At 57.8% G+C, this 23,524-nt stretch carries 26 protein-coding genes and 2 pseudogenes; 1 reads left to right on the top strand and 27 read right to left on the bottom strand.

The window, feature by feature from the left end:
- Positions 1–168: 168 nt before the first annotated feature.
- The 14 genes and pseudogenes from D6B98_RS35615 to D6B98_RS35550 all read right to left on the bottom strand — a co-directional run bounded on the left by D6B98_RS35615 (position 169) and on the right by D6B98_RS35550 (position 9,040).
- Complete coding sequence (locus tag D6B98_RS35615; RefSeq protein WP_126261661.1) at positions 169–642, bottom strand: Rieske (2Fe-2S) protein; 474 nt, start codon at positions 640–642, stop codon at positions 169–171.
- A complete protein-coding gene (locus tag D6B98_RS35610; protein ID WP_430642558.1) occupies positions 639–941 on the bottom strand; it encodes a hypothetical protein in 303 nt (100 codons plus the stop codon). The genes D6B98_RS35615 and D6B98_RS35610 overlap by 4 nt, the downstream gene beginning before the upstream one ends.
- Positions 942–1,208: 267 nt before the next feature.
- Positions 1,209–2,363, bottom strand: coding sequence for a DegT/DnrJ/EryC1/StrS family aminotransferase (locus D6B98_RS35605; protein WP_126261680.1), 1,155 nt, complete (start codon positions 2,361–2,363; stop codon positions 1,209–1,211).
- A gap of 41 nt (positions 2,364–2,404) precedes the next feature.
- Positions 2,405–2,674 carry a DUF6129 family protein gene (locus tag D6B98_RS35600; protein ID WP_126261660.1) on the bottom strand — a complete coding sequence of 90 codons (270 nt, stop codon included), beginning with the start codon at positions 2,672–2,674 and terminating at the stop codon, positions 2,405–2,407.
- A gap of 34 nt (positions 2,675–2,708) precedes the next feature.
- Complete coding sequence (locus tag D6B98_RS35595; RefSeq protein WP_126261659.1) at positions 2,709–3,068, bottom strand: DUF3024 domain-containing protein; 360 nt, start codon at positions 3,066–3,068, stop codon at positions 2,709–2,711.
- Between the two features lie 15 nt (positions 3,069–3,083).
- The gene (locus D6B98_RS35590) at positions 3,084–3,323 is read right to left on the bottom strand and encodes a nitrogen fixation protein NifZ (RefSeq protein ID WP_126261658.1); all 240 of its coding nucleotides are present in this window, start codon (positions 3,321–3,323) and stop codon (positions 3,084–3,086) included.
- Positions 3,320–3,634 (bottom strand): nitrogen fixation protein NifZ, encoded by a 315-nt coding sequence (locus D6B98_RS35585; protein WP_126261657.1) that lies wholly within the window; start codon positions 3,632–3,634, stop codon positions 3,320–3,322. Before D6B98_RS35585 ends, D6B98_RS35590 begins: the two co-directional genes overlap by 4 nt.
- A gap of 357 nt (positions 3,635–3,991) precedes the next feature.
- Positions 3,992–4,216, bottom strand: coding sequence for a 4Fe-4S binding protein (locus D6B98_RS35580; RefSeq protein WP_126261656.1), 225 nt, complete (start codon positions 4,214–4,216; stop codon positions 3,992–3,994).
- 11 nt (positions 4,217–4,227) lie between these two features.
- Entirely contained in the window at positions 4,228–5,727 is a 1,500-nt protein-coding gene (nifB, locus tag D6B98_RS35575; protein ID WP_126261679.1) for a nitrogenase cofactor biosynthesis protein NifB, read from the bottom strand.
- Positions 5,728–6,127: 400 nt separating this feature from the next.
- Positions 6,128–6,992: pseudogene (locus tag D6B98_RS35570) on the bottom strand (SIR2 family NAD-dependent protein deacylase).
- Positions 6,989–7,213 carry a putative nitrogen fixation protein NifT gene (nifT, locus tag D6B98_RS35565; protein WP_126261655.1) on the bottom strand — a complete coding sequence of 75 codons (225 nt, stop codon included), beginning with the start codon at positions 7,211–7,213 and terminating at the stop codon, positions 6,989–6,991. Before nifT ends, D6B98_RS35570 begins: the two are co-directional and overlap by 4 nt.
- A gap of 5 nt (positions 7,214–7,218) precedes the next feature.
- Positions 7,219–8,391 carry a cysteine desulfurase NifS gene (nifS, locus tag D6B98_RS35560; RefSeq protein WP_126261654.1) on the bottom strand — a complete coding sequence of 391 codons (1,173 nt, stop codon included), beginning with the start codon at positions 8,389–8,391 and terminating at the stop codon, positions 7,219–7,221.
- A 4-nt stretch (positions 8,392–8,395) separates the two neighbouring features.
- Positions 8,396–8,680, bottom strand: a complete 285-nt coding sequence (locus D6B98_RS35555) for a NifU family protein (RefSeq protein WP_235884898.1) — start codon at positions 8,678–8,680, stop codon at positions 8,396–8,398.
- Positions 8,681–8,719: 39 nt separating this feature from the next.
- Positions 8,720–9,040, bottom strand: coding sequence for an iron-sulfur cluster assembly accessory protein (locus tag D6B98_RS35550; protein WP_126261653.1), 321 nt, complete (start codon positions 9,038–9,040; stop codon positions 8,720–8,722).
- A 271-nt stretch (positions 9,041–9,311) separates the two neighbouring features.
- Here D6B98_RS35550 and D6B98_RS35545 point away from each other — a divergent pair, with 271 nt between their 5' ends.
- Positions 9,312–9,902, top strand: a complete 591-nt coding sequence (locus tag D6B98_RS35545) for a hypothetical protein (RefSeq protein WP_126261652.1) — start codon at positions 9,312–9,314, stop codon at positions 9,900–9,902.
- A 9-nt stretch (positions 9,903–9,911) separates the two neighbouring features.
- Here the strand turns inward: D6B98_RS35545 and D6B98_RS35540 are convergent, their stop codons facing one another.
- From D6B98_RS35540 to sufC, 13 genes and pseudogenes are all read right to left on the bottom strand, one after another.
- The gene (locus D6B98_RS35540; protein ID WP_126261651.1) at positions 9,912–10,307 is read right to left on the bottom strand and encodes a Rieske (2Fe-2S) protein; all 396 of its coding nucleotides are present in this window, start codon (positions 10,305–10,307) and stop codon (positions 9,912–9,914) included.
- A 490-nt stretch (positions 10,308–10,797) separates the two neighbouring features.
- Positions 10,798–11,532 carry a host specificity protein gene (locus D6B98_RS35535; protein WP_126261678.1) on the bottom strand — a complete coding sequence of 245 codons (735 nt, stop codon included), beginning with the start codon at positions 11,530–11,532 and terminating at the stop codon, positions 10,798–10,800.
- 953 nt (positions 11,533–12,485) lie between these two features.
- Complete coding sequence (fdxB, locus tag D6B98_RS35530) at positions 12,486–12,782, bottom strand: ferredoxin III, nif-specific (protein WP_126261650.1); 297 nt, start codon at positions 12,780–12,782, stop codon at positions 12,486–12,488.
- 12 nt (positions 12,783–12,794) lie between these two features.
- Positions 12,795–12,995, bottom strand: a complete 201-nt coding sequence (locus D6B98_RS35525) for a CCE_0567 family metalloprotein (RefSeq protein WP_092218307.1) — start codon at positions 12,993–12,995, stop codon at positions 12,795–12,797.
- On the bottom strand, positions 12,992–13,468 hold the full coding sequence (locus D6B98_RS35520) for a NifX-associated nitrogen fixation protein (RefSeq protein WP_126261649.1): 477 nt from the start codon (positions 13,466–13,468) through the stop codon (positions 12,992–12,994). Before D6B98_RS35520 ends, D6B98_RS35525 begins: the two co-directional genes overlap by 4 nt.
- A gap of 6 nt (positions 13,469–13,474) precedes the next feature.
- Entirely contained in the window at positions 13,475–13,870 is a 396-nt protein-coding gene (nifX, locus tag D6B98_RS35515) for a nitrogen fixation protein NifX (protein WP_126261648.1), read from the bottom strand.
- The gene (nifN, locus tag D6B98_RS35510) at positions 13,867–15,276 is read right to left on the bottom strand and encodes a nitrogenase iron-molybdenum cofactor biosynthesis protein NifN (RefSeq protein ID WP_126261647.1); all 1,410 of its coding nucleotides are present in this window, start codon (positions 15,274–15,276) and stop codon (positions 13,867–13,869) included. The genes nifX and nifN overlap by 4 nt, the downstream gene beginning before the upstream one ends.
- A gap of 9 nt (positions 15,277–15,285) precedes the next feature.
- Positions 15,286–16,932, bottom strand: a complete 1,647-nt coding sequence (gene nifE, locus D6B98_RS35505) for a nitrogenase iron-molybdenum cofactor biosynthesis protein NifE (RefSeq protein ID WP_126261646.1) — start codon at positions 16,930–16,932, stop codon at positions 15,286–15,288.
- A 96-nt stretch (positions 16,933–17,028) separates the two neighbouring features.
- Positions 17,029–18,585, bottom strand: a complete 1,557-nt coding sequence (gene nifK / locus D6B98_RS35500; RefSeq protein WP_126261645.1) for a nitrogenase molybdenum-iron protein subunit beta — start codon at positions 18,583–18,585, stop codon at positions 17,029–17,031.
- A 66-nt stretch (positions 18,586–18,651) separates the two neighbouring features.
- Complete coding sequence (nifD, locus tag D6B98_RS35495) at positions 18,652–20,154, bottom strand: nitrogenase molybdenum-iron protein alpha chain (protein WP_126261677.1); 1,503 nt, start codon at positions 20,152–20,154, stop codon at positions 18,652–18,654.
- 465 nt (positions 20,155–20,619) lie between these two features.
- A complete protein-coding gene (locus D6B98_RS35490; RefSeq protein ID WP_126261644.1) occupies positions 20,620–21,867 on the bottom strand; it encodes a cysteine desulfurase in 1,248 nt (415 codons plus the stop codon).
- Complete coding sequence (sufD, locus tag D6B98_RS35485) at positions 21,864–23,186, bottom strand: Fe-S cluster assembly protein SufD (RefSeq protein ID WP_126261643.1); 1,323 nt, start codon at positions 23,184–23,186, stop codon at positions 21,864–21,866. Before sufD ends, D6B98_RS35490 begins: the two co-directional genes overlap by 4 nt.
- A 17-nt stretch (positions 23,187–23,203) precedes the next feature.
- Positions 23,204–23,524 (bottom strand): annotated as a pseudogene (sufC, locus tag D6B98_RS35480) (Fe-S cluster assembly ATPase SufC); the annotation flags it as partial.

Genomic DNA, 23,524 nt, shown 5'->3' with positions numbered 1-23,524 from the left:
CTTGTGGTGCTGCGCAGGTCGCGGAGTGCAAGGCCGCAATCCGACGAGGTGCCCGTTTGTATCATCACAAGCTGTGACACGCATCTACCAACGCTCACGCGTACAATGGCCCTCATTCGAGGGCAAAGCGCCCTAAGGCAGCTTGAGCACAATAAAGCGATAGGCCCGTTAGTCCGGATGGATCGTGACATCCATGGTTTCGTCGCTGTCCCCGAAGGGGTCACCAAACCGATCGTCCTCGAGCAGCTTGACGCCGCACAGGCAGACGTCACCTTCGATCACGGCGAGCGCTACCGGCTCAAGCGATTGTCCGTCGCAGGGGCCGTCGATGCACATCCCAGTGTCGATCTCGAATCTTGCACCGTGCCGGCCGCATCTAAGAAAGGAGCGGTCCGCCGAGAAAAACGTACCAGAGCCGATATTCAGCCAGACGCTCTGATGCGGACAACGATTCACGTAACCAAAATAGTCATTGCCGAAGGTGCGCACCACAATAATCGGAAACGGCCGGCTCTCGCCCCTATCGTCAATCCGCGACAGGCTAAAGCTCATGGCCCCACTCCGCTCGATGGCATCGGCCGGACAGACGACAAAAACCTCGACGTGACCGCTCATCAGGTTGCCGATTACAGGTTCGCTCATCCCGGCCTCGCCGTTTCCTGCTTGAAGGCTTCGATCGCAGTCCGGCTCAGCTGAAAACTCCCACGGCCACGAGCGAGCGCCCGATAAGCCGAGCTGGCACGGGCGTTGAGGACGTCAAACCACTGGTTCGGCGTGAGCTTCGCCGGACGCTCGCTGATTTGGATCACCCTTCCGTTCGGAGCGAAGCGGACGTGGATGATGACTTGTTGCGAGTTCATACCGATCACCTGTTTTGATAACTCTAAAGATCCTGAACGGACACCGAGAATCTCGACTGTGATGTGCTTAGTTTTGGGCACCTTGGCGCGTAGGCTCTCACGCCACGCCTTGGACGCGCCGCTTCTCTGATATCGAGAAGGGCTTCTTCGCGCTCGCTTGGAGCATTTCTCTTGCTGCTCTAAGACAAGTGCATACCTCCAGCGGCATCCGGCGCGCTCCCGCCATGCTATCCGACAACGCTGCCACAAAGGACGTATCCTCGGTCCGTTGCTCATCTCTCGCGATGAGAAATACCACGCTCACCGCCATTCAACCCACATTCTTCCGTGTCGTGGATGACGATCATCTTAGTAAATCGCGGCACCCGCTCCCACGTTTATCGACGCATCTTTCATGGTCTCCACGATAAACTCGATCTGCTTGTTCGTGAGATGGGTGTGGAACGGAAGCGCAAGAGCGCGATCTGCGATTTTTTCCGCAACCAGGAAATCGCCACGCCGATAGCCGAAGTCGAAGTAGTGTTGTTGCAAGTGCAGCGGTTGGCTATAGGCGGTGGATTCAACCTGCGCGCCGCGCAGATCATCGATAATGGCGTCGCGCCCCGATCGCGTGAAGCGCGTCCCCAGATGAACGAGATAAAGCAACCAGTTTACCTCGACCACATCGGGGCCAACATAAGGCGGCTTGATGCCCTCAAATGATTGCATATGCGCGTTATAAAGCTGCTCGACGAACCGACGCCGCTCCAGGATTTCGTCGAGACGCTTGAGCTGCGCTAGGCCCAAGGTAGCCGTGAGATCGCTCATGCCGGCCTGATAAGGCGCCGTGCTACCGACAACAACGGAAGAGCGCTCGTCCAGGCGATGGGCGCGATGGCGACGCAAGCCGAGCGCGATGTCGATATCATCGGTCACAACCATTGCGCCTTCACCACAGGTTAGGGCCAGCGGCTGAGCAAAGTCGAACACCGCGATGTCGCCAAACCGGCCGACAAGCTCACCCTTGTAGCTCGATCCGATCGCCTCGGTGGAATCCTCCAAAAGCAGCAGCTGATGGCGCTGGGCGACCGCGCGCAGCTCCGACCATGGCGCTGGATGACCGTTGGGATTGCCGGCGACAATCGCCCGCGTATTGGCCGTGATGCGCTCTTCGGCCTTCGCTGGGACTAATGCTCCCGACCAATAGTCGATATCTGCAAATACCGCTCGTGCGCCTGCGAGACTGATGGCATGCGCGGTCTCACGAAAGGAGTAGGGCGAGGCGATAACCTCGTGCCCGGGACCAATGCCGAGCGCCCTCAGCGCAAGGAGGAGCCCTATGGTACCACTCGAGACCGCAACAGCATATTTGCGACCAAGATAGGCGGCGAAAGCGTGCTCAAACGCCTCAGTAATCTGCCCGTTGGAGATCTGCGGCGAACACAGCAGCGTTTCCACGGCAGAGAGCTCGGCAAAGGTGATATCGGGATCGGACAGTGGAATGAATGATGCATTCTCCTCCAGAGTGTACGCGCCATCAAGCCGATACTCTACCAGTTCAGTGCTCACCGCCCAACATTCCTTTTGGCCAAGACGATGCCGGTCGCCCGCGTCGGATCGGCTGTAATCTGCACGCAGTGATCCGATCCATCGATCAGATGAAGGTCGAAACGCGGAAACTGCCGGAACGGCTGGTCCGCCACATCCGACGCATCACAGCGCACCCAAGCAAGTTGCGGAAAGCGGCGCTGCAGCTCGACAAACGAACCCATCTCGGCGCCATCGGCTGCAAGCAGCCGCTCGATTTCGATCAATTCCTCCGCGGTGAGCGCCATCGTGGCTCCTCTGTGGCTCGTGAAAGGCGGGGCATCATTGCCAAAACAGACGCTCCGGATCCGCATTCAATTCGTCGATTGCAGAAGTCAACCGATGGTAAAGGCTGTAAAATTCCCAGATTCCGCGCGCGTGGTTCTTGCGAAACAGCTTCCAGATCCCGCACACGGCATCATAAAGAACCAGCGCGACATCGATGAGAGCGCCATCCTTGGTGATGTTGCGCGAGCAACATGGGCTCTCGATGAGGTAGCCGCCCCTCACCGGCGTCACGTTCGGCGAGACGTAGAGATAGCGCCTGCGTGAGCTCAAGCCGCGCTCGATCCGTTTGCGATCGAGTTCGTTCGGGTGAGGCACCAGCCCGGCCTTTATCTTTCTCATCAGCGCAGCATTCATGGCGAAAGCCTCCATTCAAAGCACTGTGATTTCTTCTTCAAGACAGCCGATGAGCAGCTGCTCACCAAAATCGACAATGTAGATCGGCACGTTCGCTTCGGTATGGATCGCGACGTTGATGATCTCACCGGTCGCTCCGGCGGCGAGCAAGACTCCTTCGGGCTCCGTATCGGGAAATGAGTGGTCGTTGATGAGGTCGACTGCGGTCTTGATCCGCTGGCCACGTCGATATTTCGGAAAGCCGGGCTGCGTCACGACTCCTCCGGCAATGGCAGATCATCGATCTCCTCGTAGGCGTCCACCGGCTCCAGTTCCTTGCGCTTCATGCCAACACGGTAGCCGCTTTCCGGATACTCGACGCCGTAGATGTAGAATTGCTGCAGGAACGTGCCGATCGATACGACGTAACCCACCTCTCCCTTCTTGACTAAAACGTCGCCAATCTCCTTGCCGCGATAGGTGCCATCATTGCGGATGGTGCGATTGGCTCGCACCTTTTGGCCAAAGCTGTAGACAGGCGGCTGATTGAGCTCGACGACGTCGCTGTCGCGAACGAGGCTGTTCATGTATCGCCTCTCATGCATCGTTCCTTTAGAGGTGCGGGGAGCCGCCTCGGCCCCCTCAGGCGAGATTCTGCATTCACTTCATCCTTGCGCGGCATCGTCAGTCACATCGACGATAGCAGCGCTGCCGAGAAGGCCACTCTCGGCATCGCGAACCGGCTTTGCACCACCGCGCGGAATGAAAGCCCGCCAGGGCCGTGCTGCCGACCAGTTACAGCACGAACGCACGGCAATCCAGCGCAGTTCTCGTCCGCGATGGAGGACCGAAGATCGGCGCCTGCGCCGCCGCCAACCCGCAGCACGTAGCTAATGACGCTTTTTGAACCAGCTCTTGGCACGCCACCTCATGGGCCTCACGCTTTAAGCTGGCGCCTGGTAACGAGGCAAGGATGTGTCAACCACACAGGTGTTGTCGACCGGACAGGCGGCGACACATTGCGGCTCGTCGAAATGGCCAACACATTCAGTGCATTTCACCGCTTCAATGACGAAGCTCCCCCCCCTTTCTGAGATGGCATCGTTCGGGCATAAGGGTTCGCAGGCTGAGCAGCTCGTACACTGCGAGGCGACAATTTTGAATGGCACATATTCCCCCTTTACGCTGCAGAGATCCGAGATCCTTGCCGGATCGCGGCGTCGCCGCGCTGCACGTGCTGGATCTCCCCGCGTTTCACCTTGTCCAGATAGGATTTGAACCAGGCGATCGCCGACTTCTCAATGAACTCATGGGCGAATTGATCGACCGGCTCGATCCCCGCCTTGATCAGTTTGCTTTTCGGGCAGCCGCCGATCTTGGACACGAAGACCGCATGGCAGTCATGGATGCCACCCATGATGGCGGAAAGCCTGTCCTCCTCGCCATAACCGCCCTGGCAGTAAACGTCCACGCGGCGGTGGCCGACGAATTTGGCGGCGGATGTAGAAAGTTCGTAAACCTGGAATTCCTTTGCATGCCCAAAGTGCTCGTTGATCAACCCCGAGCCCTTGGTCGCCACGGCCACTAGAAGAGTGATCGCGCTCATCTCTCCGGCACATTCGGCAAACTCCTTTTGGCCGGCCGCGACTCTGGCGGCACGCTCACGCTCTACCCTGCTCTGATATGCCTTGCGCATCTCTAAGTCATATTGGACGTCCATTTTCATGACCTGATCGGTGGTGAACTCTGCGCTGCGATCCTCCCCGAGTAGACCGACCGCATCGGCGCGGCACTGGCGGCAATGCCGCATCATTTTTGTCTCCCCTTCACAAGCATCTTGCAGCGCCTTTAATTCCCACGCGGTCGGTCCGCGCTGACCGTTGAGGCCAAATACCGTGCCGTGCTCGGGCGCGGAGATCAGTGGCATGATATTGTGAAGGAAGGCACCGCGCGACTTCACCGCCTTGTTGACCTCGACCAAGTGGCGGTCGTTGATGTTTGGGATCATCACCGAGTTGACTTTGCACAGGATGCCCCGTTCGCCAAGCATCTCGAGGCCTTGCAGCTGGCGATCGGTGAGTATCCTTGCCGCGTCGATGCCGGTGTAGCGCTTGTGGTTAAAGAAGATCCACGGATAGATCATCGCGCCGATTTCGGGATCGACCATGTTGATGGTGATGGTGACGTGGTCAATTTTGGACCTGGCGATGGTATCAATATGGTCCGGCAGAGCCAGTCCGTTGGTTGACAAACACAGCTTGATATCCGGAGCCGCCTTGGCGACCAGCTCGAAGGTCTTGAACGTCTTTGCTGGATTGGCCAGAGGGTCGCCGGGACCAGCGATGCCAAGGACCGTCATCTGCGGAATAGTGGTCGCGACGGCGAGCACTTTTCTTACCGCCTGCTCGGGCGTGAGCTTCTCGCTCACCACACCCGGACGCGATTCATTGGCGCAGTCGTATTTTCGGTTGCAGTAATTGCACTGGATGTTGCAGGCAGGCGCGACCGCGACATGCATGCGGGCGTAATGATGATGCGCTTCTTCGCTGTAGCAGGGATGGTTCTTAACCTTTTCCCAGATTTCGATCGGCAGATCGCCTTGCCCCGCCTGCGAGCCGCAGCTCGCCTGACCGGTGTTGGCCGAAGCGCGGCAGCCCTTATACTCGGCGGCGGGCTTCATCTTGCCGCCATCCACTGCCGCTTTGACATATTTTCCGCGTCCGACGACCGCGTTCATTTTCATTTTCCCTGCAGGCATCATCGGCTTCCCAGGATCATCCGTGAGCGAGCCTCAAGAAGCTCTTAGCAACTCGCATGCCATGACGGGGACGATGAAATTGCTGCCAGACGCCAACGAGTTAGCGGAACCGATGTGCGCCGGCTCATGCAAGAACATACAATGATACGCTTGTTGTCAGTGCGACAGATACGTCGTCATTCTCACGCAGCGCTCCATGGCTTGCGCATTCATTCTCGCGCCGAGCTCGCCGGAACCCGGCTCCATCTGACCGGGTCTTCTCGCGTTACGGCTATCGCAAATAGCCCGATACGAGCTGGGGGATTCGGGCTTCACAAGGACGCTAATGGGTGATCAGTATCTCAACCGCGCAAGGGACCCCAATCACAAGCGGTGTAAGGCCTTGCTCGAGTAGAAAGCGAAGCTCGTTGCGAGAGAGCGCGTCCGGATCCACGATCGCATAGTGGGTGTCGGCCGAGCGCTTTATGATCTGCCGGGCATAGCTACGCAAGAGCTGGTCGTTGAAGCGGCAGCCGATGAAGAGAAAGGTCTGGCCGGTTCGCCTTTTCTTGATGATGTCCGGAATTGGTGTCGGAATGTCGATTTCGGTCAACGCCTCGACATAGTCAGCGTCGGAGATAAGGGAGTTGTTGGCCGGCTGCACGCTACCATGCGGCTTGTACAACACCGTCGCCCAGCTGCCGGCCACGGCACTGTCGACCTCCCTGGCCAAGTGAATCGTAAAAGCGATACCATCGATTCTCACCATTGCCGATGCGGGTGATACCCTGCACTTCGCCCCATCCATCGCGCTCACCCAGCGCCGCGCGCATGGCGGCATCATACCACGCGTCGACTATGACGGGCAGGGACAGGGACGCAAGATGATGGTGCAACCGCGTCGGCTCGACTGGGCGAGCGAAGGCCTGCGTCATCAATGTCGTCACGGCTGACCGGTGTTTGCTGATCTCGATATGCTGCGCCGAGGCCCACGCATTGCCCCTAGCCCGGCGCGGCGGCGTAACCTTGCTCGCGAAGAAGCTGGCCAACGCCTCTTGCGTGGTCGGCATATCGGATCTGCACAATTCGACGAGGCCAGGACCGAGATAGGGAATGACGCTCGCGGCCCTCAGCCCGGCAGCGATGTCAACTAGCCTCGCCTTTGCATCGGCACCATCGACAAAGTCGATCTGTGGGGGCGCCTTCACGGATCGTCCCCGCTCTCGCCCCGTTTTTTAGCGTTAATTGTGATCGGTAACGCTGTGCCGCTCGGCATCTCAGGCAAATCGAGCACCCAGCCATTAGCTAATTTGATCCAGCCGCCCCATAGCGTCTCGTACTCGGATTCAACGATTGGCTCTTCGAGATCCTTTTTGGGCACGTAGATCGACAGGCCCGCGTCCGGAGACCGGCGGATCATGATTTTCACGAGGTCTACTCCCTGACTGCGATGGGGGAGGTGGCGCGCAGGCGAGCCACGATGTCGGACACTGCGCACACGACCTCATCGATCTCCGCAACGGAGGTTTCACGCGACAGAGAAAAGCGCACCGCGCCGTGCATTCGCCACTGCGGCACCTGCATGGCACGCAGAACATGCGATGGCTGAATGGAGCCGGAGTTGCAGGCTGATCCGAGCGACACAGCGATGCCCGCCCGATCGAGATGGTGGGCGATGGCTTCGCCTTCGAGATGGTCGAAGGCAATATTGGCCGTGTTCGCCAACCGATTGCCGCTGTCGCCGAGCACAACGCACCCGCCGTTCTTCAAGATTCCCTGCTCAAGACGGTCGCGCAAAGCGCCAATGCGACCGCGTTCGGGGTCAAGCCGCTCCGCCGCAAGCTCGGCGGCTTTTCCCAGGCCGACAATGCCGGGAATATTCTCAGTCCCGCCTCGGCGCCCTCGTTCCTGTGATCCGCCGCAGATCAGCGGCCGGAATTTTGTCCCTTTGCGCAAATAAAGCGCGCCGATCCCCTTGGGGCCGTGCAGTTTGTGCCCGGATAGCGACAGCATGTCGATCGCACTGTCCTTCAGGTTCACGCACACCTTACCGATGGCCTGGACCGCATCAGTGTGAAACAGCGCGCCGGCCTCGCGGGCCAGCCCGGCCAGAAACTCCACCGGAAACATCGTTCCGGTCTCGTTGTTGGCCCACATAACCGAGGCAATCGCTGTGCGTGGCCCGAGTGCGCCGCGAAACGCCTCGATGTCGAGCCGGCCCCGGGAATCTACGGCGACGATGTGCGTCTTGACCCCTCTTGTCGCCAATTGCTCGGTTAGCGCAAGAACGGCGGAGTGCTCTACCGAGGTGGTGACGATTTCGTCGCGATCTTTCTGCATCGCAAGCGCAGAGAGGATTGCGGCATTATTGGCTTCGGTCCCTCCCGAGGTGAAAACGATTTCATTATCGTATGCATTCCCTAGTAGGATACGCAAGCTACGCCGTGCCTGCCTCACAGCGACTGCGACCTCGCTGCCAAAGGCATGCGTGGACGAGGCATTGCCGAATTGCTCGGTGAAGAACGGCAACATGGCTTGCACCACGGATGGATCGGTCCGAGTCGTTGCATTATTATCGAGGTAAATCAGCATTCGATTTTCGCTCAATCCGCTACCTCGCCTGCAGCCGCGACGGGGACCAGGCGGACCAATTCGTCGATTTTACCAACAAGCCGCGCGCCTGAATGCCTTTCAGCGTAACGCTCGAAAGCTTACGGAACGTGCGGGTAGCGGACAGCCTGACCATGATCCTGCTGCCATCCATCTCGATCAGGTGACAGTCACCTCCACCGCGTTGCAGATTGGGTCCGATTGCTTCGATGGCGCCGCGGATGCGACGCTCTCGGTCTGTCGTAATGGGCGGCGATTGCCTCAGTTGTTCCGGTTCGGCCGGCATGCTTCGATGTCCTCCTCATCAGCTGAACGATTTGGTTCATCAGCCGAACGATTTTCCGCATGAGCAGTTCGCGGTGGTGTTCGGGTTGTGAAAGGTAAAGCCAGAACTCTCCAGTGCCATCACGAAATCGATGGTCGTCCCGATCAGATGCTCACGGCTCTTGTTATCAACGAACACCTTCAGCCCATCGCATTCGATCACGGCGTCGTCAGGATTCGGTTCTTCGACCAGACCCATCTTGTATTTGAATCCATTGCAGCCGCCCGCTTCGATCATGACGCGCAGACCGCCGGTCGGGTGCGTCGACGATGAAATCGCGCTCTTGATTGCGTTCACTGCGCTGTGCGTCAGGTTGATCACGGCTTTCCCTCATCATCTTGGATCTAGCTGTTAGGGGCAAGTCACGTGCCAGCGCGCAGACGCTTGATGATGCTCACCTTTTTGGATCGTGCCTGTTGGCGTTGAAACCGGTGTTGGGTTCCCGACAAGGCTCCTTGAGGCGATAGCAGCCACTGACGCGTTTTCTTCTAAGCTACGGCGAAGGCCGCTACACATGCGACGGCAAGCAATTTGCATCGCATCTGGCACCGGCCAAGGCGTCGGTGAACAGTTTAGATCGAGGAAGAGTTTAATGACTGCAATCGAGAACACCGCACTCGGCAGACTTGAGAAGGAGGGCCGCCTGCTCAATGCCGTACTCAAAGGCGGGACTGCCAAGCCGGGCCGGTTCGGCTTTCGCGGCGACGTGGCACTAAAATTCCAGACGCAGGTCGCGGACGAGAAACGGCCGCCAGACTACTCGATTGAGCAGGTGTTGACGATCGCGCAGGACGGTGAACGCACTATTCCGGTGCTGGCCGGCTACCTGCATTCCTTCGCCTATCTTGCTGACGTCGTGACCGTCCTTGACGGCGCCTTAAGCCCAACTGGCAGCTACTTCATGTTTTGCAACAACATTGATTTACTGGCGAAGTACCGAGTCAAGTTCGGTGATATTAGCTTCCACGTCCTACCGTGCGATGAATCCACGGTTTGGAAGGAGATGATGGACCTGGTCGGGCTCAACAAGGACGACATCAAGAAACTCGATCCGGCCGGCAAGCTTGATTACCTCCTCGATGCCGCAAAGGATCTCGACCTATCCTATGAGGAGATCTCGTACGACGAGGGGCTAAAGTGGATGGAGCCCGTGAAAGACCGCAACGAGAACCGGCCGGTCTGAGCGCGGTCTTCAGTTGTTGGCCGATGCATCGTCTTCGACAAGATGCACGCCGACAACGCAGATATCACCGTCCAGAACTGCCAACGCGATCGGCGTGAGTACCCTACCTTGACATGGACCTTCGACGCACCGGCCGGTGCCGAGTTCGAAGGTCGAACCATGCTTGCCGCACATCAGCCGGATACCGTATGGATCGAGGAATTCGTTCCGCTGCCAGTCCAAATTGACGCCGTTGTGCGGGCATCTATTGACGTAGCCAAGCACCTTTTTGCCCCAGCGCACCACAATGATGGACCACGGCCGATGATTGCCGTGGTCATCGACGACCATAAGGCGGAATCCCATGGCCTGGCGGCTCGGGATGTCATTAAACCTGCAGATCACGTAGATAGGACTTGGCCTCATTTATCGCCCATTCATCGCAAGACGATTTTCATCGTCGCTGTGCAAGCAACCTGCAAGAACCGTACAAGTGCCGGGCTGATAGTGTCTGTGGTAATCCAACGCGCAAGCCAGCCATTGCTGGCTCACCCAATTACCCGACGCATAATTCAGACCAGTCAGTTCGACAATTTGGGCCTTGCTGCCGTTTCCATGATGGCCATACAGCTGCAGCTTTCGGGTCCAGGCCCTCTGCACCATTTGCCAGAGAGCTGCTTGCGAAGGCTGGTCGTTGCTGCTCGTTGATGGCCACTCCGTAGGCCCGCCCGTTACGCCCCTCGGATCGCATCCCACCGCAGCTTCGTAAGCGCTTTCGGAGAAAGGTTGAACGAACGTTTCAGCCGGCGGGGACGACGCAGCGAGCGTGCGCCCCCTTTGAAGCAAGACCGTTGAGCCCGGAACAGAACGGTTAAATGTCCGTCATTTCAGGGCCGCTGTTGCTATTGCAGCGGATTTACTCCATGTGCATCTCCGTAAGAGCGCGCTCCAAGTAAAATGAAGGGTCATCGTCCGATGAGTCCGTTTCGTAGCTTCTCTGAGGACCGACATCACTGCCCCCATCTTTGGAAAGATACTTCGTAGGCTTGCCTACCCGCTGCCACTCATCGTTCTCGTTCTTCGCCCACACATCGTCGCGCTGGTGGGGATCAAGCACCCAGTAGTTACGACCTACGGGAACAAAACCCATATCCGCTAGACGAGGTTCCATGCCTGCAAGGGCCGGCCGCGACAAGATCAGTGGCTGGTCCCCGTCCTGTCGCAGTTGATGTTCTAACAAGATATCGCCAGCGTTCTCGACAAGCGGATGAGTCACCCTAAGATCTACGACGGACGTGATATCGTTGCGCCCAAACTGCTGCTGAAAATGGTCTCCTTTAATCCGAGCCGGGCCTCCTGCTCTTAGAAGCCCGACAATTTCGTCGCCCAACCGGTAGCTGTAAAATCGTGCTGGTTTATTTGGATCGTCGTACGTGTTGGCGTAACTTCCAGCAACCGTTGCTGCGCGCTCAGCCTTCTGGGAGACGAAGTCCGAGTACTCTTCTGGATTCTCGGCGATGCGCCTGATATCATTGCGCAAGAATCTCTCAACTCCGCGCAAAAAGGAGTCTCGGTCGATCTCTCTAATGGGCGGTTCGGAAACGAGAGAGTATGACGCCGCTGGTTCGGATGACGACCCACCTCGCTCCATTCCTGCAAGTGTTTCCGCAAACCGGGGACTATCTCCCGCTTCTGACGAATCGTCAGTTTGGTTACCGGTTGTAAACTGGCTGGATGAGCCAACGCTTCTGCCATACATGAGAGCGCTCTCCTATCGGCAAAGTTGCACGCAACTGAGCTCGTGCCGCGCAAGCTCTGTTGCTAGGATAGGATTCCTAGCTGACCACAACCTGACCAAAACACCCTGCGCTTCGGCGTGACTACCTCTGCGCGTGAGTTACAAATTCGCTGCGACAAGCCGCGATCTGTGGGTAGAATCGCACGTAAGATCGCCGGCTGCCGATCCGTCAAAGAGACCGACGTCTAATGATGATGACTCGCAGATTCCCTATCAGCAGATGGGTAGCAGGCCCGACCAGGTACCCGCGCAACGACAATTAGAGACCTGCGTGCCAAGTGTTCCGTGTCTGATTTGCGATGTGCTCTCGATGCTCTGTTGCAACGACTGTGTACTGGGCAGCGAAAATGTCGTCCGTCACCGGGCGTGCGCAAAAGACCAACTAAGGTGTTTACGGCACTTCACGTTCTCAGATTCGACCATCTAGGCAGACATCATTGTCCACGATCGGCGGCGCGGCAGACACGTAAGCTTCTCCTGATCGCAAGCAGACATGCACAGTATCCCCTCGGCTCAAATCGTCCAACGTAAGTGGCTACCTGCCTTGAACTATGCTCTCAGGAATCCATCATGACAGGCACTTCGATCTACTTAGCGCTGCGTGAGGCGCGGCTCGCCTTCTACGAATAGGCAGACCTTGGAGAGGAGTGGTTTGTGAGCAACGGCTGTTGTATCGGCATAATATAGCCGGCCCCCAACCAATCGAGATCCTTCTGGCGCGCCGTTCTCACCATGAGTTCACCTGATCGCAATTGCACCTTTCCTCACCTATATCTCGCCTGCCGCGACAGGACGAGTGTGTTCGCTCACGCCGCTTCAGGTACGGCTGACGCGTGAGTCTGGCAGTTCGCGGGGCAAACCCTGGCGCATGCACCGCAGCCAATGCAGGCGCCTTGATCATTCAGAACCATGACCTTCTTTTCGATCTCATCGTCGTCGTCATCGAGGTTGACAAATTCGCCATCCTCGCTGATTCCTTTCAACGTCATGACATCACGGCCGCAAACCTTGAAACAGCGGCCACAGCCGATGCACTTCTTGGGATCGATCGAGATCAAGTATTGTGGCGTCCAGTCGCGTCCGTCTCGTGTTTGAAACGACATGCATTGCCCCTTTTAAGTCTTTTCAAGCGCCTTCAAGTCGAGGCCCTTGCGCTCAAGTTCGGCATAGGCATCGTACGCCTTCTGCGCCACCAGCATGATCGAGGTCCAGTTGATGGGTAATTCTTCGGAAAGGTCGTGCAGATCCATCTTCGCCTGTATCGCCTTGGCGGACACCTTCCTTAGTTCCGCCTTCAATGTTTCACGATCGCTCATGAGTATCCCCAATAGTTTGCCACGTCCGGAAATTTCCGAGTCAAGTCGATTCCGTCGCTGACGTACTTGTCGCCCTCCTGCGCGAGCTTTACGAAATTATCAAATCCGAAGCGATGGACGTCGCGCAGCTGCTTGTTCACGGCGATCAGCCGACCTGAGATGAGCACCATGCGGCCGAAGCCTTCATGATGCAGATCCAGAATCGGCTGGATCATCCCGCCGGTCTCCTTCTCGATCGAGAGCGCGACCGCATCGAAGAACAGCTTAAGCCGCCACAGTGTATCGGGATCGGGATCACCGATAATCGGCAATGCGCGCCTTTTCTGCTTGTCCAGGATATAGGGTTCGAGCAGGTCAAGATCGCTTTTCCCGTCCCAGGCTCCGTTGGTATCGTGCGCACGCCAAATCTTGATCAACTCCTTGAGGAATGGCGCGTCGACGGCGCTGCCCTGCTGCTCTATTTTAGCGGTCATATCACCTCATTCGTCGAACTCGAACGTACGCCGTCGGTCCTTTGCCATGGCCTTGCGTAGCCAGGGAGGTGGCGTGCCCTTCAGTACGCGCTCGAGTTTTTCGAGCAACACCAGAATGCTTTCTGGCTTGTTCACCTTGATAGGATGAATCTTGTTGGCCACCACTCGCGCAGCCCCGGCACCGCCGATGGCGGCGACGTAAAGAATCGCGCAATCCTTGATCGCCTCGATCTTCGGCGCCAATTTATCGTCGTTGCCGTCTTCCTTAAGGTCGCCCTCAAACTCAATCGCTTTGAGAAACACGTGCCCGCCAGGCGCGACATCGTAGATTGCGATATTCTTTGCCCAACCAAAATGGGCATCCACCCGTCTCATGTCCTGAGTGGCAAACGCGACCTTCATGCAATCGACCTCCCAGCCGCGCCGGCGGAGCTGCGATACCCGGAGCATCGTGGCAGACCGGCCGCAGTCCGCCATCTATCGGGCGTAGGCTGATCGTTCTCCTCGCGGTGCGCGATCACGAGGTTGGCGATTTCGAAGATCAGATTGCGGGTACCACGATAGCCCACGGATAGTTGGTGTCCCGCACCAAGTCGATCGAACATAGGAAAACCCGTACGATAGAACGGCAATTTCAGGCGAGCCGCCGCTTGCCTGCCATGCGAATGCGTGATCAGCAGGTCGCAATGGTGTGTTTTGGCAAGCCCTTCCAGATCCTCGAGATCGCCAATGAGTACTTCCTTGGTCTTGATCCGCTCGATCACCTCCGACTGAGTGGTCGTCACGGCCGCTGTCACCTGAGCGCCCATGTCGTGCAGCATGCCGGACATATCGAACAGAAGGTCTGGCTCAGCGCCGATAGCAACTTTGCGACCGCCAATATGGAAGTGCGCGTCCAGCATTGCATCGGCGAGCTGACCGCGCTGGCGCCGATATTTCAAGGGTATGGGGCGGCCGCTGATCTCGCTCAGGAAGGTCATGAATTCGTCGTTTGGACAGAGACCACACAGCCGCTCGAAGACACGAAAAGGCACGCCGGTCTTGACCTGCATGACCTCTGCCGCACGCTGCATCTGCGCCCCGATTGCAATCGTCCATCCGGCGCGGCCCATGCCCGCAATTTCGTCGACGCCGATGCCGCCGATGGTCGTTGGCGTAAACTCATCGGGGATATGTCCATCGAGCGATCCTGCTACGTCAGGGAGGAAGGACGGGCACAACCCGAAATCTTCCAGTATGACACGGAGTTCATCAATGTCGCCGGGCGTGAGGTGACAACCCGGCAGAACATTCACTTTCAATGGGTCCCGCAGGCCATTGGCGCCGGGCCTTTCCACCAGCACCTCTACAATGCGTGCCACAGCCTTCCCCCAGCCGTCCTGGAACGCGCCCTTGAAATCAGGCGTCGAGACATACACCAGTGGCAACTTTGCGAGTTGGGGATGCTTGCTCCGGATTAGCTTGAGGTAGGCATCCACATCGTCGCCGTTGGTCTCGGTGACACCGGTCGAGCAGATTCCGATGATTTTTGGCTTGGTACGGTTGTAGATGTTCAGTATAGCCTGCTCGAGATTCTCATAACCGCCGAGTACGGTCGCGACCTCGCTCATCGCGGTGGTCTGCAGCGGTACTGCCTCTTTGAAATGCCGGACGAAAAGCGTGAGCCCGAAGGATGTGCATCCCTGGGAGCCGTGCAGAAGCGGCATCGCCCCGCGCAGCCCCATGAAGGCGAATGCGCCGCCGATCGGCTGACTCATCTTCAGCGGGTTGACAGCGCAGGCTTTCGTCGGCGCCGTGACGATGGCCATGACGCCTCCTTATTCTGCCGCCTGTACCATGGCAGATGGATCGGACACCAAGATACCTTCGATGCGCCTCCGGCAGCAGCCACCGGCCGCATTGGTATGCTCTCTCACCGCTGCGACGCTCCTCAGGCCGTGCGCGTAGATTGCATCCTCAATCGTGCCCAGATCGACCGTGTTACACACGCAGATCTTCCTCGCGCGGCGCGCGGTCTCGGCGAGCGCCGGATCGCAGGCGATCGCTGCCGCCGGCGATTGCATCTGCTCCATCGCCTTGGCCAATGCCTGCCATGGTGCCGGTCGACGTAGCTGCTCCCACATCGGACTCGAGAGTGACTTATCGATCTCCTCCACCAGCTTGACCATTCCGACATAGCCCATATAGGCGTGGCAACGCTCCTGATTGATATCGAGCCATGGCATCGCCGCCTTCAGCGCGACGAACTGCGACTTGCCGCCCGATAGCATGATGTCCGCTTTTGCGTCCTTTAACATCTTAAACATCTCGCGCGGCGTAATGTCCTCGATCACGTGGGCATCCTGCCCCATGAGCTCCTTGATGCGCTCCTTGTCTTTCCTGGTTGATTTTTTGACGCTGGTTCCGACTAACTCAAGCCCTGCTTCCTGGAGTGCCGCAACGATCGACCATGACTTGACGCCGCCGGTAATCAATAAAGCCTTCTTGCCTTCGAATCGTGGCCTGTACGGCCCTATCGCAGCCCGGGCCCACGCTTCCTCGCGCGCGATCACCGCTTCAGTGCGCCCGAGCAGATCTGCAGGCGCGCCGCGCTCAACCAATAAGCGGGCAAGCTGACGCAGCGATTCGCTCGAATCTTGAATACCGTAGAACGCCCCCTCGAAGAACGGAATCCCGTAGCGTTGCTCCATCTTGCGTGCGACGTTGATCATGGACTTTGAGCACACCAACATCGCCGCCCGCGCGCGATGGGATGAAGCGACTTCGCGATACTTGCCATCGCCGGAGATGCAGGAGAGAATCCGTATTCCAAGCTCGTCTAGCAGTGGCTTCACTTGCCAGAGCTCTCCCGAAAGGTTGTATTCTCCGATCAGGTTGATATCGTACGGGGTGGTGTAGTCTGGCTCTTGCGTCCCGATCACATAGTCGAGCAACGCCTCGCCGGCGAGCTTGTTACCGAGGTTCTTCGAGCCGACGAAGCCCGGGGAATTGATCGGGATCACCGGCTTTGCGAACCTTTGAGATGCGGCCTTACAGACTGCGTTGATATCGTCGCCAATCATCGCCGGGATGCAGGTTTGATAAACGAAGATCGCGGGCGGGTCGCACTTGTCGATGATCTCCTTGATCGCTTTGCAGAGCCGCTTCTCGCCTCCGAATACAATATCGGTTTCGCTCAAATCGGTTGTGAACGAGGTGCGCCACAGATTCGAGCCTGACGACGCCGCGCCGCGATTGTCCCAGGAATTACCTTCGCACGCGATCGGACCATGCACCAAGTGAGCGACATCGGTGAACGGCTGTAGCGCAACCTTGGCGCCATCGAAAGCACAGCCGCCCGCAGCGCTCCCCGGCTGCAGTTGTTTGGTGCAGCCGTTCTTGCGTTCTGCCTCCGACTTAATGCCGTTCTTGGCGCAGCCCGGCTCGTCAAAAATATTCTGGACCGTGGCCGCTAGTGATCTCATCCCTTTTTCCTCTCAGCGCAAACTAATTGCATGGTCAACGGTCATGTGCTTGTGCCATCGCAGAGTTATTGCGATGGCATGCGACACGGTCGCTCATCAACGAATGATGTCGAAGCTGTAGTCAGTTTCGCCAAGAACGTTTGTCTTCTTGTCCATCTCATCGAAGACCTTGTCCAGGATCTTCACGAGCACATTCAGGCCGCCCTGATAGCCCCATAGGGGGGACCGGTGATGGTGATGCCGATCAAAAATTGGAAAGCCGATGCGGATCAGTGGCGTTCCAGTATCGCGCTCCAGATACTTGCCATAGGTGTTGCCAATCAGAAAATCGACTGGCTCGGTGAACAGGAGTGAGCGCATGTGCCAGAGGTCCCGGCCCGGATAGGCTTGGCAGCCCTGCCCGAATGGCGAGCTTGCAAGCAGCATCTGCATTTTTTCGTGCCATGCCTTGCTGCCGTTCGTGGACAGCACATGGGTCGGTTCGGCGCCGAGTTCGAGCAGAAACGCAGCCAGCCCATAGCAAAGATCCGGATCACCATAGATCGCGAACTTCTTGCCGTGGATATGCGCGCTGGAGTCAGCGATGGCGTCGACCAAGCGGCCACGTTCTCGCGCGAGCTGCTCGGGAATCTCCTTGCCGCTGATGCGTGACAGCGCCACGATAAAGTCATCCGTTGCGGATAAGCCCACCGGGTAGTTGAAGGATACGATGTCCTGCCCATGATCAGCAACGAATGGCAGCGTTTTTTCGGTGCACCACTGCTGCATGGAGATTGTCGCCTTGGCGTGAACCGCGTTGGCCGCATCTTCCAGCGTCGTGCCTCCGTCATACATCCGGAATTCGCCGTCTGTCGGAGTATCGAAGACTTCAGAATTATCAGCGAGAATCGTGTGCTGGATGCCCATCAACGCCAAGATGCGCTTGATTTCGCGAAGGTTCCCGACGGTATAGCCATCGAACCCACCAATGATGTTGATCGCCCCGTTCTGCTTGCGCTCCAGCTTCGGCGCTGTTCCGGCCTTACCGTCCCAAAAATGCTCCAGAATGCCCTTGAGCGCATTGTCATATCCGGTGACGTGGCTCCCGACGAACGCCGGCGTATGGGCGAATGGCACGTCGAAGTCCGCCGGGACCGAGCCTTTTTCTTTCGACGTTTTGATGAAGGCATTGAGGTCATCGCCGATCACCTCGGCCATGCAGGTGGTCGAGACCGCAATCATCTTGGGTTTGTACATGTTGTAGCTGTTCGCGAGCCCGTCGGTCATGTTGTTCAGACCGCCGAATACGGCAGCATCTTCCGTCATCGACGAGGAGACGCAGGAAGAAGGCTCCTTAAAGTGCCGCGACAGATGGCTGCGGTAATAGGCAACGCAGCCTTGCGAGCCGTGGACGAAGGGCAGCGTGCCCTCAAAGCCAACAGAGGCGAATACGGCGCCAAGTGGCTGGCATGCCTTGGCCGGATTTACCGCTAGCGCCTCCCGCGCAAAGTTCTTTTCGCGATATTCGGCCGTCTTCGTCCATTCCTTGATGCGTTCAACCTCGGCGGGATCGCGCGGATTCTCGAATATCTTCTTTTTGGCCAGCATCTCCTGGTATTCTGGACCTCGGAACAGTTCGAGATGATCGAGCACGTGTTCGGCACTCTGCGCCATTGTTGAAATCCTTCACTATCGAGATTGGTGTCGCCCTGGCTTTCCGGCAGAGCGAGATGAGTTGGTTTATTCTGCTGCCAGGAGCTTGGCCCTCGAAGCTTCCTTCCAGGGGGCCTTCGTTTTCTTCCAGACGGGCGAGTTGATGGCCATGTCCATGTCGCGGGCAAAGATGGCAAAGCCGTCGTAGCCGTGATATGGGCCCGAGTAGTCCCAGGAATGCATCTGCCGGAACGGCACACCCATCTTTTGAAAAACGTATTTTTCCTTGATGCCCGAGCCGACGAGGTCAGGCTGGAGCTTTTCGACGAAGCGCTCGAACTCATAGCCATTAACGTCATCGTAGATGAGCGTGCTGTCCTTTACGTAGTGCTGAGCTGTGCGCTGATAGTCGTCGTTGTGACCGAACTCGTATCCCGTACCAATGACTTCCATCCCGAGGTCCTCGTATGCGCCGATCACATGACGCGGACGGAGCCCTCCGACGTACAGCATCACCGTCTTGCCCTCCAGGCGCGGGCGATATTTTGCAATCACAGCGCTCACCAGCGGTTGGTACTTTTCAATCACCCGCTCGGCGCCTTCCTTGATCTTGTCGTCGAAATAGCCAGCAATCTTCCGCAGCGACTCTGCGATCTTTGAAGGTCCGAAGAAGTTGTACTCGCACCAGGGGATACCGAACTTCTCTTCCATGTGACGCGAGATGTAGTTCATAGAACGGTAGCAATGCAGAATGTTGAGCTTTGCCTTCGGCGTTGCCTCGAGCTCAGCTAGTGAACCGTCGCCGGACCACTGCGCGATCACCCGCAGGCCCATCTCCTCTAGCAGAATTCGCGATGACCAGGCGTCGCCGCCGATATTGTAGTCTCCGATGATCGCAACATCGTACGGCGTCGGCTCAAACTTTGATTTGCCATCGGACTCGAGCTGGTCGAAAATCCAATCGCGCACCGCATCGTTGGCGATGTGATGGCCTAGTGATTGCGACACACCCCGAAAGCCCTCACAACGGACCGGCACGATGGTCTTGCCGCCGTATTCCTTGGATTTCGCTCTCGACACGGCCTCGATGTCGTCACCGATCAATCCGATCGGGCATTCCGATTGGATCGTGATGCCGTTGTTGAGCGGAAACAGCTCCTGGATTTCGTCAAGAATTTTGACCAGCTTTTTGTCGCCACCGAATACGATATCCTTTTCCTGGAAGTCGGAGGTGAACTGCAGGGTCACGAAGCTATCGATCCCCGTCGTGCCAACGTAATAATTGCGTCGGGAGCCCCACGAATATTGACCGCAGCCTACCGGGCCATGGCTGATATGGACCATGTCCTTGATCGGTCCCCAGACCACTCCCTTTGACCCTGCATAGGCGCAGCCCCTGATCGTCATCACGCCAGGTATGGATTTGATGTTGGACTTCACCCCGCAATCTGACTTGCCGGCTTGGTGAACGTTGAGGTGCTTGGCACGCCGTTTCGCGGTTTTCTCCGGATAGACCTTCAGCACCTCCTCGATCAGCTCTTTGTTGCGAGCCCTGATTTCTGCGATGCTCTGGGTCGTGGCGAGACTCATCTGATGTCCTTCAAAAGTTAGCTGTTGCGAGGGCGGCTTCTTGGGCAAGACTTTTGCAACCAGCATGCCAGCGCATCATGTGCGCCAAAAACATAGCAATCAAAGTCGCTTAGCGCGCCTCCTGCGGTTACGGTGGTTGGTGTTGCGAACCCGACATTACGCTTGGGGCAGAGAACTCTTGGCTCCGCCCTGTTCGAAATTGAACAAGGGCTGGCTATGCGTGAAATTGCCCGCCCAATTCTCGAACGTGTTCGCGATCGCAGTACGCTGCGATCGACCTCGCCTAAGGCGCCGCACTGGAAGACCGGCCGCAAGGGCGGCTGGCCGACACAGGCCCATCAATCCTATCTATGCTTGTTGCGACCTACAGGTGCTTACCTGCTGCTATGTGGTCAGGTGCATGACCTCATCCTCCAGGCCTCAATGCGAGCTGCCTTGCCACCTGGAGATCGCAGGCTGGCCTAATCACGAGAACAGCTGCCGCGCCTTGATAAGCGCACGCACGAGCACATCGATCTCCTGATGTGTATTGTAAAGTCCGAGGGACGCACGGCACGTTGCCAGCACGCCGAAGCGCTTGAGCAGCGGCATCGCACAATGGGTCCCCGCCCGCACCGCTACACCGGCGCGGTCGATGACGGTGGCAATATCATGCGCATGCGCACTCTTCATATCAAAAGAAATGATCGGTCCCTTGTCGGCCGGGTTCCCGATCAAGCGCATGAAATTGATCTCCGCCAGCCTCTCCTGCGCGTAAGCGAGCAGCACGCTCTCGTGCCTGCGGATCTGCACCTTGCCTATTGAATTGATGTAATCGATAGCTGCCCCTAAACCAATGGCTTCGACGATCGGCGGCGTACCTGCTTCGAACCGGTGTGGCGGATCACCATAAATGACGCCGGAACGCGAGACCTCGCGGATCATCTCTCCGCCGCCATTGAAGGGCGGCATCGATGCCAGATGCTCAGACTTGCCGTAAAGCACACCGATCCCGGTCGGACCATAGAGTTTGTGGCCCGTCATGACGTAGAAATCGCAATCAATGTCGCAAACGTCGGCGCTCAGATGGACGCAAGCTTGCGAGCCGTCAACCAGCACCGGGATACCACGAGCATGCGCGATCCTCACCACGTCTTTCACCGGCAATACTGTGCCGAGCACGTTCGACATTTGTGTGATTGCAACCATCTTGGTGCGCGGGGTCAGCAGTCGCTCAAACTCATCGAGCAAGAAGTTTCCGTCATCATCCACTGGCGCCCATTTGATCACTGCACCGAGTCGTTCCCTGAGAAGGTGCCATGGCACAATGTTCGAATGGTGTTCCATCATGGAGAGCACGATCTCATCACCCGGGTTAACGCGTTCACGGCCAAAAGTCTGCGCGACCAGATTGATTGCCTCCGTGGCGCTCCGAGTGAAGATGATCTCTTCGTTTGTACGCGCGTTCACAAACCGCGCCACCTTGGTACGGGCGCCTTCATACGCCTCGGTCGCCGCGTTTGCGAGGTAGTGCAAGCCGCGATGAACGTTGGCGTATTCGCTGGAGTACACCTGCATCATACGGTCAAGCACCGCGTTTGGCTTTTGCGAGGATGCAGCGTTATCGAGGTAAACAAGCGGCTTGCCGTACACCGTCATGGCGAGCGCGGGAAAGTCCATACGTATACGGTTGACGTCGTAACTGCCATTGCTCACGGCGGGATGTGCGCTCATCGCCCCGCCTGCAGCCAGTGTTCAGCTTGAGCTGTCACAAAATCGCGCAGATTCTCGGAAGTGATCTCCTCAATCGACTCGCCAAGGAACGCTTTAATCAGCAACGACTTCGCATCCTTCTCGGGTAGCCCTCGAGCGCGCAGATAGAATACGAGACTGTTGTCCAGCGCACCCGATGTCGCTCCGTGGCCGCAGGTCACGTCGTCAGCCAAGATTTCAAGTTCCGGCTTACTGTCAGCCTCGGCCTGGTCGGACAAGAGCAACGCTCGCGTCGTCAGGGTGGCGTCCGTCTTCCGGGCGGCAGGACGAACGACAATTCGGCCCTGAAATACCGAGCGGCCTCGATCGTCGATGACCGCGCGGAACTTCTCCCGACTGGTGCAATGTGGCACGGCATGGTCGACCACCATCGTTGTGTCGGCGTGAAGCTCGCCCCTGATGAGATTAACTCCATTCGCCGAGACCTTGGTTCCCTCGCCAGCCAGCGAGATGAATCCCTGATAGCGGCTGATGGAGCCGCTGCAGGTCATGCTGAAGAGGTCGAGCTTAGCCCTGGCGCCGACTGCGATGATCGCCGACGAGATATTCACGGCGTCAGAGGCAGCGGCTGCGACGCGGATATACGAAAGGCTCGCCTCGTTACCGACTAGGGCGATTATCGCATCGTTGGCTTGATAGCCGCTCGCGCGTTCAGCCGAGACGAAACTTTCCACGATGGCCGCATGCGCGCCTTTACCAAGCTGTAGATACGAGCGTGTAAAGGTGGACACGGACGCGCCGGTTGCGACGTGAACGATTTGAATTGGACGCTTCACCGCGTTGCCGTCGGCGACCGTAATCACCAGGCCATCTGTTGCCAATGCGGCGTTGAGCGAGATAATGGAATCGGTCGTCGTCGACAGCACCAGACCTGCCATGTCGCCAGGGGCCGAATTCTCCAGAACCTCTCGCAGCGACCGCACAACAAGTTCATTTTCCAGCCTGCCGAGATCGGATAGCTCCGGCACGAATATGCCATCCACCAAAACCAGTTTGACCGCCTGATCGGCAGACACTTGCTCGGCCGACACCTTTGCGCGCACTAGCGCCTCCGCATCCGGTCGCGGAGCGAGTGGCAGCACCTCGCCGATCAGTGCGCGCAGATCTGTGTATTTCCAGTCCTCCATGCCCCGATGCGGAAGACCGGTACGCTCGTAGACCTCAAATGCGCTCGCCCGGATTTGGGGAACAAGGCCTGCACCAGGCAGCCGTCCACGCGCCGCAGCGAAAACATTGCCACTTGCGCGTTCGGGGTCGGCTTTGGGCAAAACCTGCTTCATCGGAGTCCCTAGAGCCGTCAGGCCGCGTCTTCGAATTGGCCGTAGCCACAAGCCTCGAGCTCCAGCGCCAGTTCCTTGCCGCCGCTCTTCACGACTCGGCCCTTCGACATCACGTGCACGACGTCAGGCACGATGTAGTTGAGCAGCCGCTGATAATGGGTGATGACGACCATCGCGCGCTTGGGCGACCGCAGCGCGTTGACGCCGTCCGCCGCGATGCGCAGCGCGTCGATGTCGAGGCCCGAATCCATCTCGTCAAGGATGCACAGGCTCGGCTCGAACAGCGCCATCTGCAGCACCTCGTTGCGCTTCTTCTCGCCGCCGGAGAAGCCGACATT

This window comes from Bradyrhizobium sp. LVM 105, from assembly GCF_003957705.1.
In the GTDB taxonomy this organism is placed as follows: Bacteria; Pseudomonadota; Alphaproteobacteria; order Rhizobiales; family Xanthobacteraceae; genus Bradyrhizobium; species Bradyrhizobium frederickii.
The sequence above is the reverse complement of the archived record's forward strand: the minus strand, read 5'-3'. Positions and strand labels throughout refer to the sequence as shown.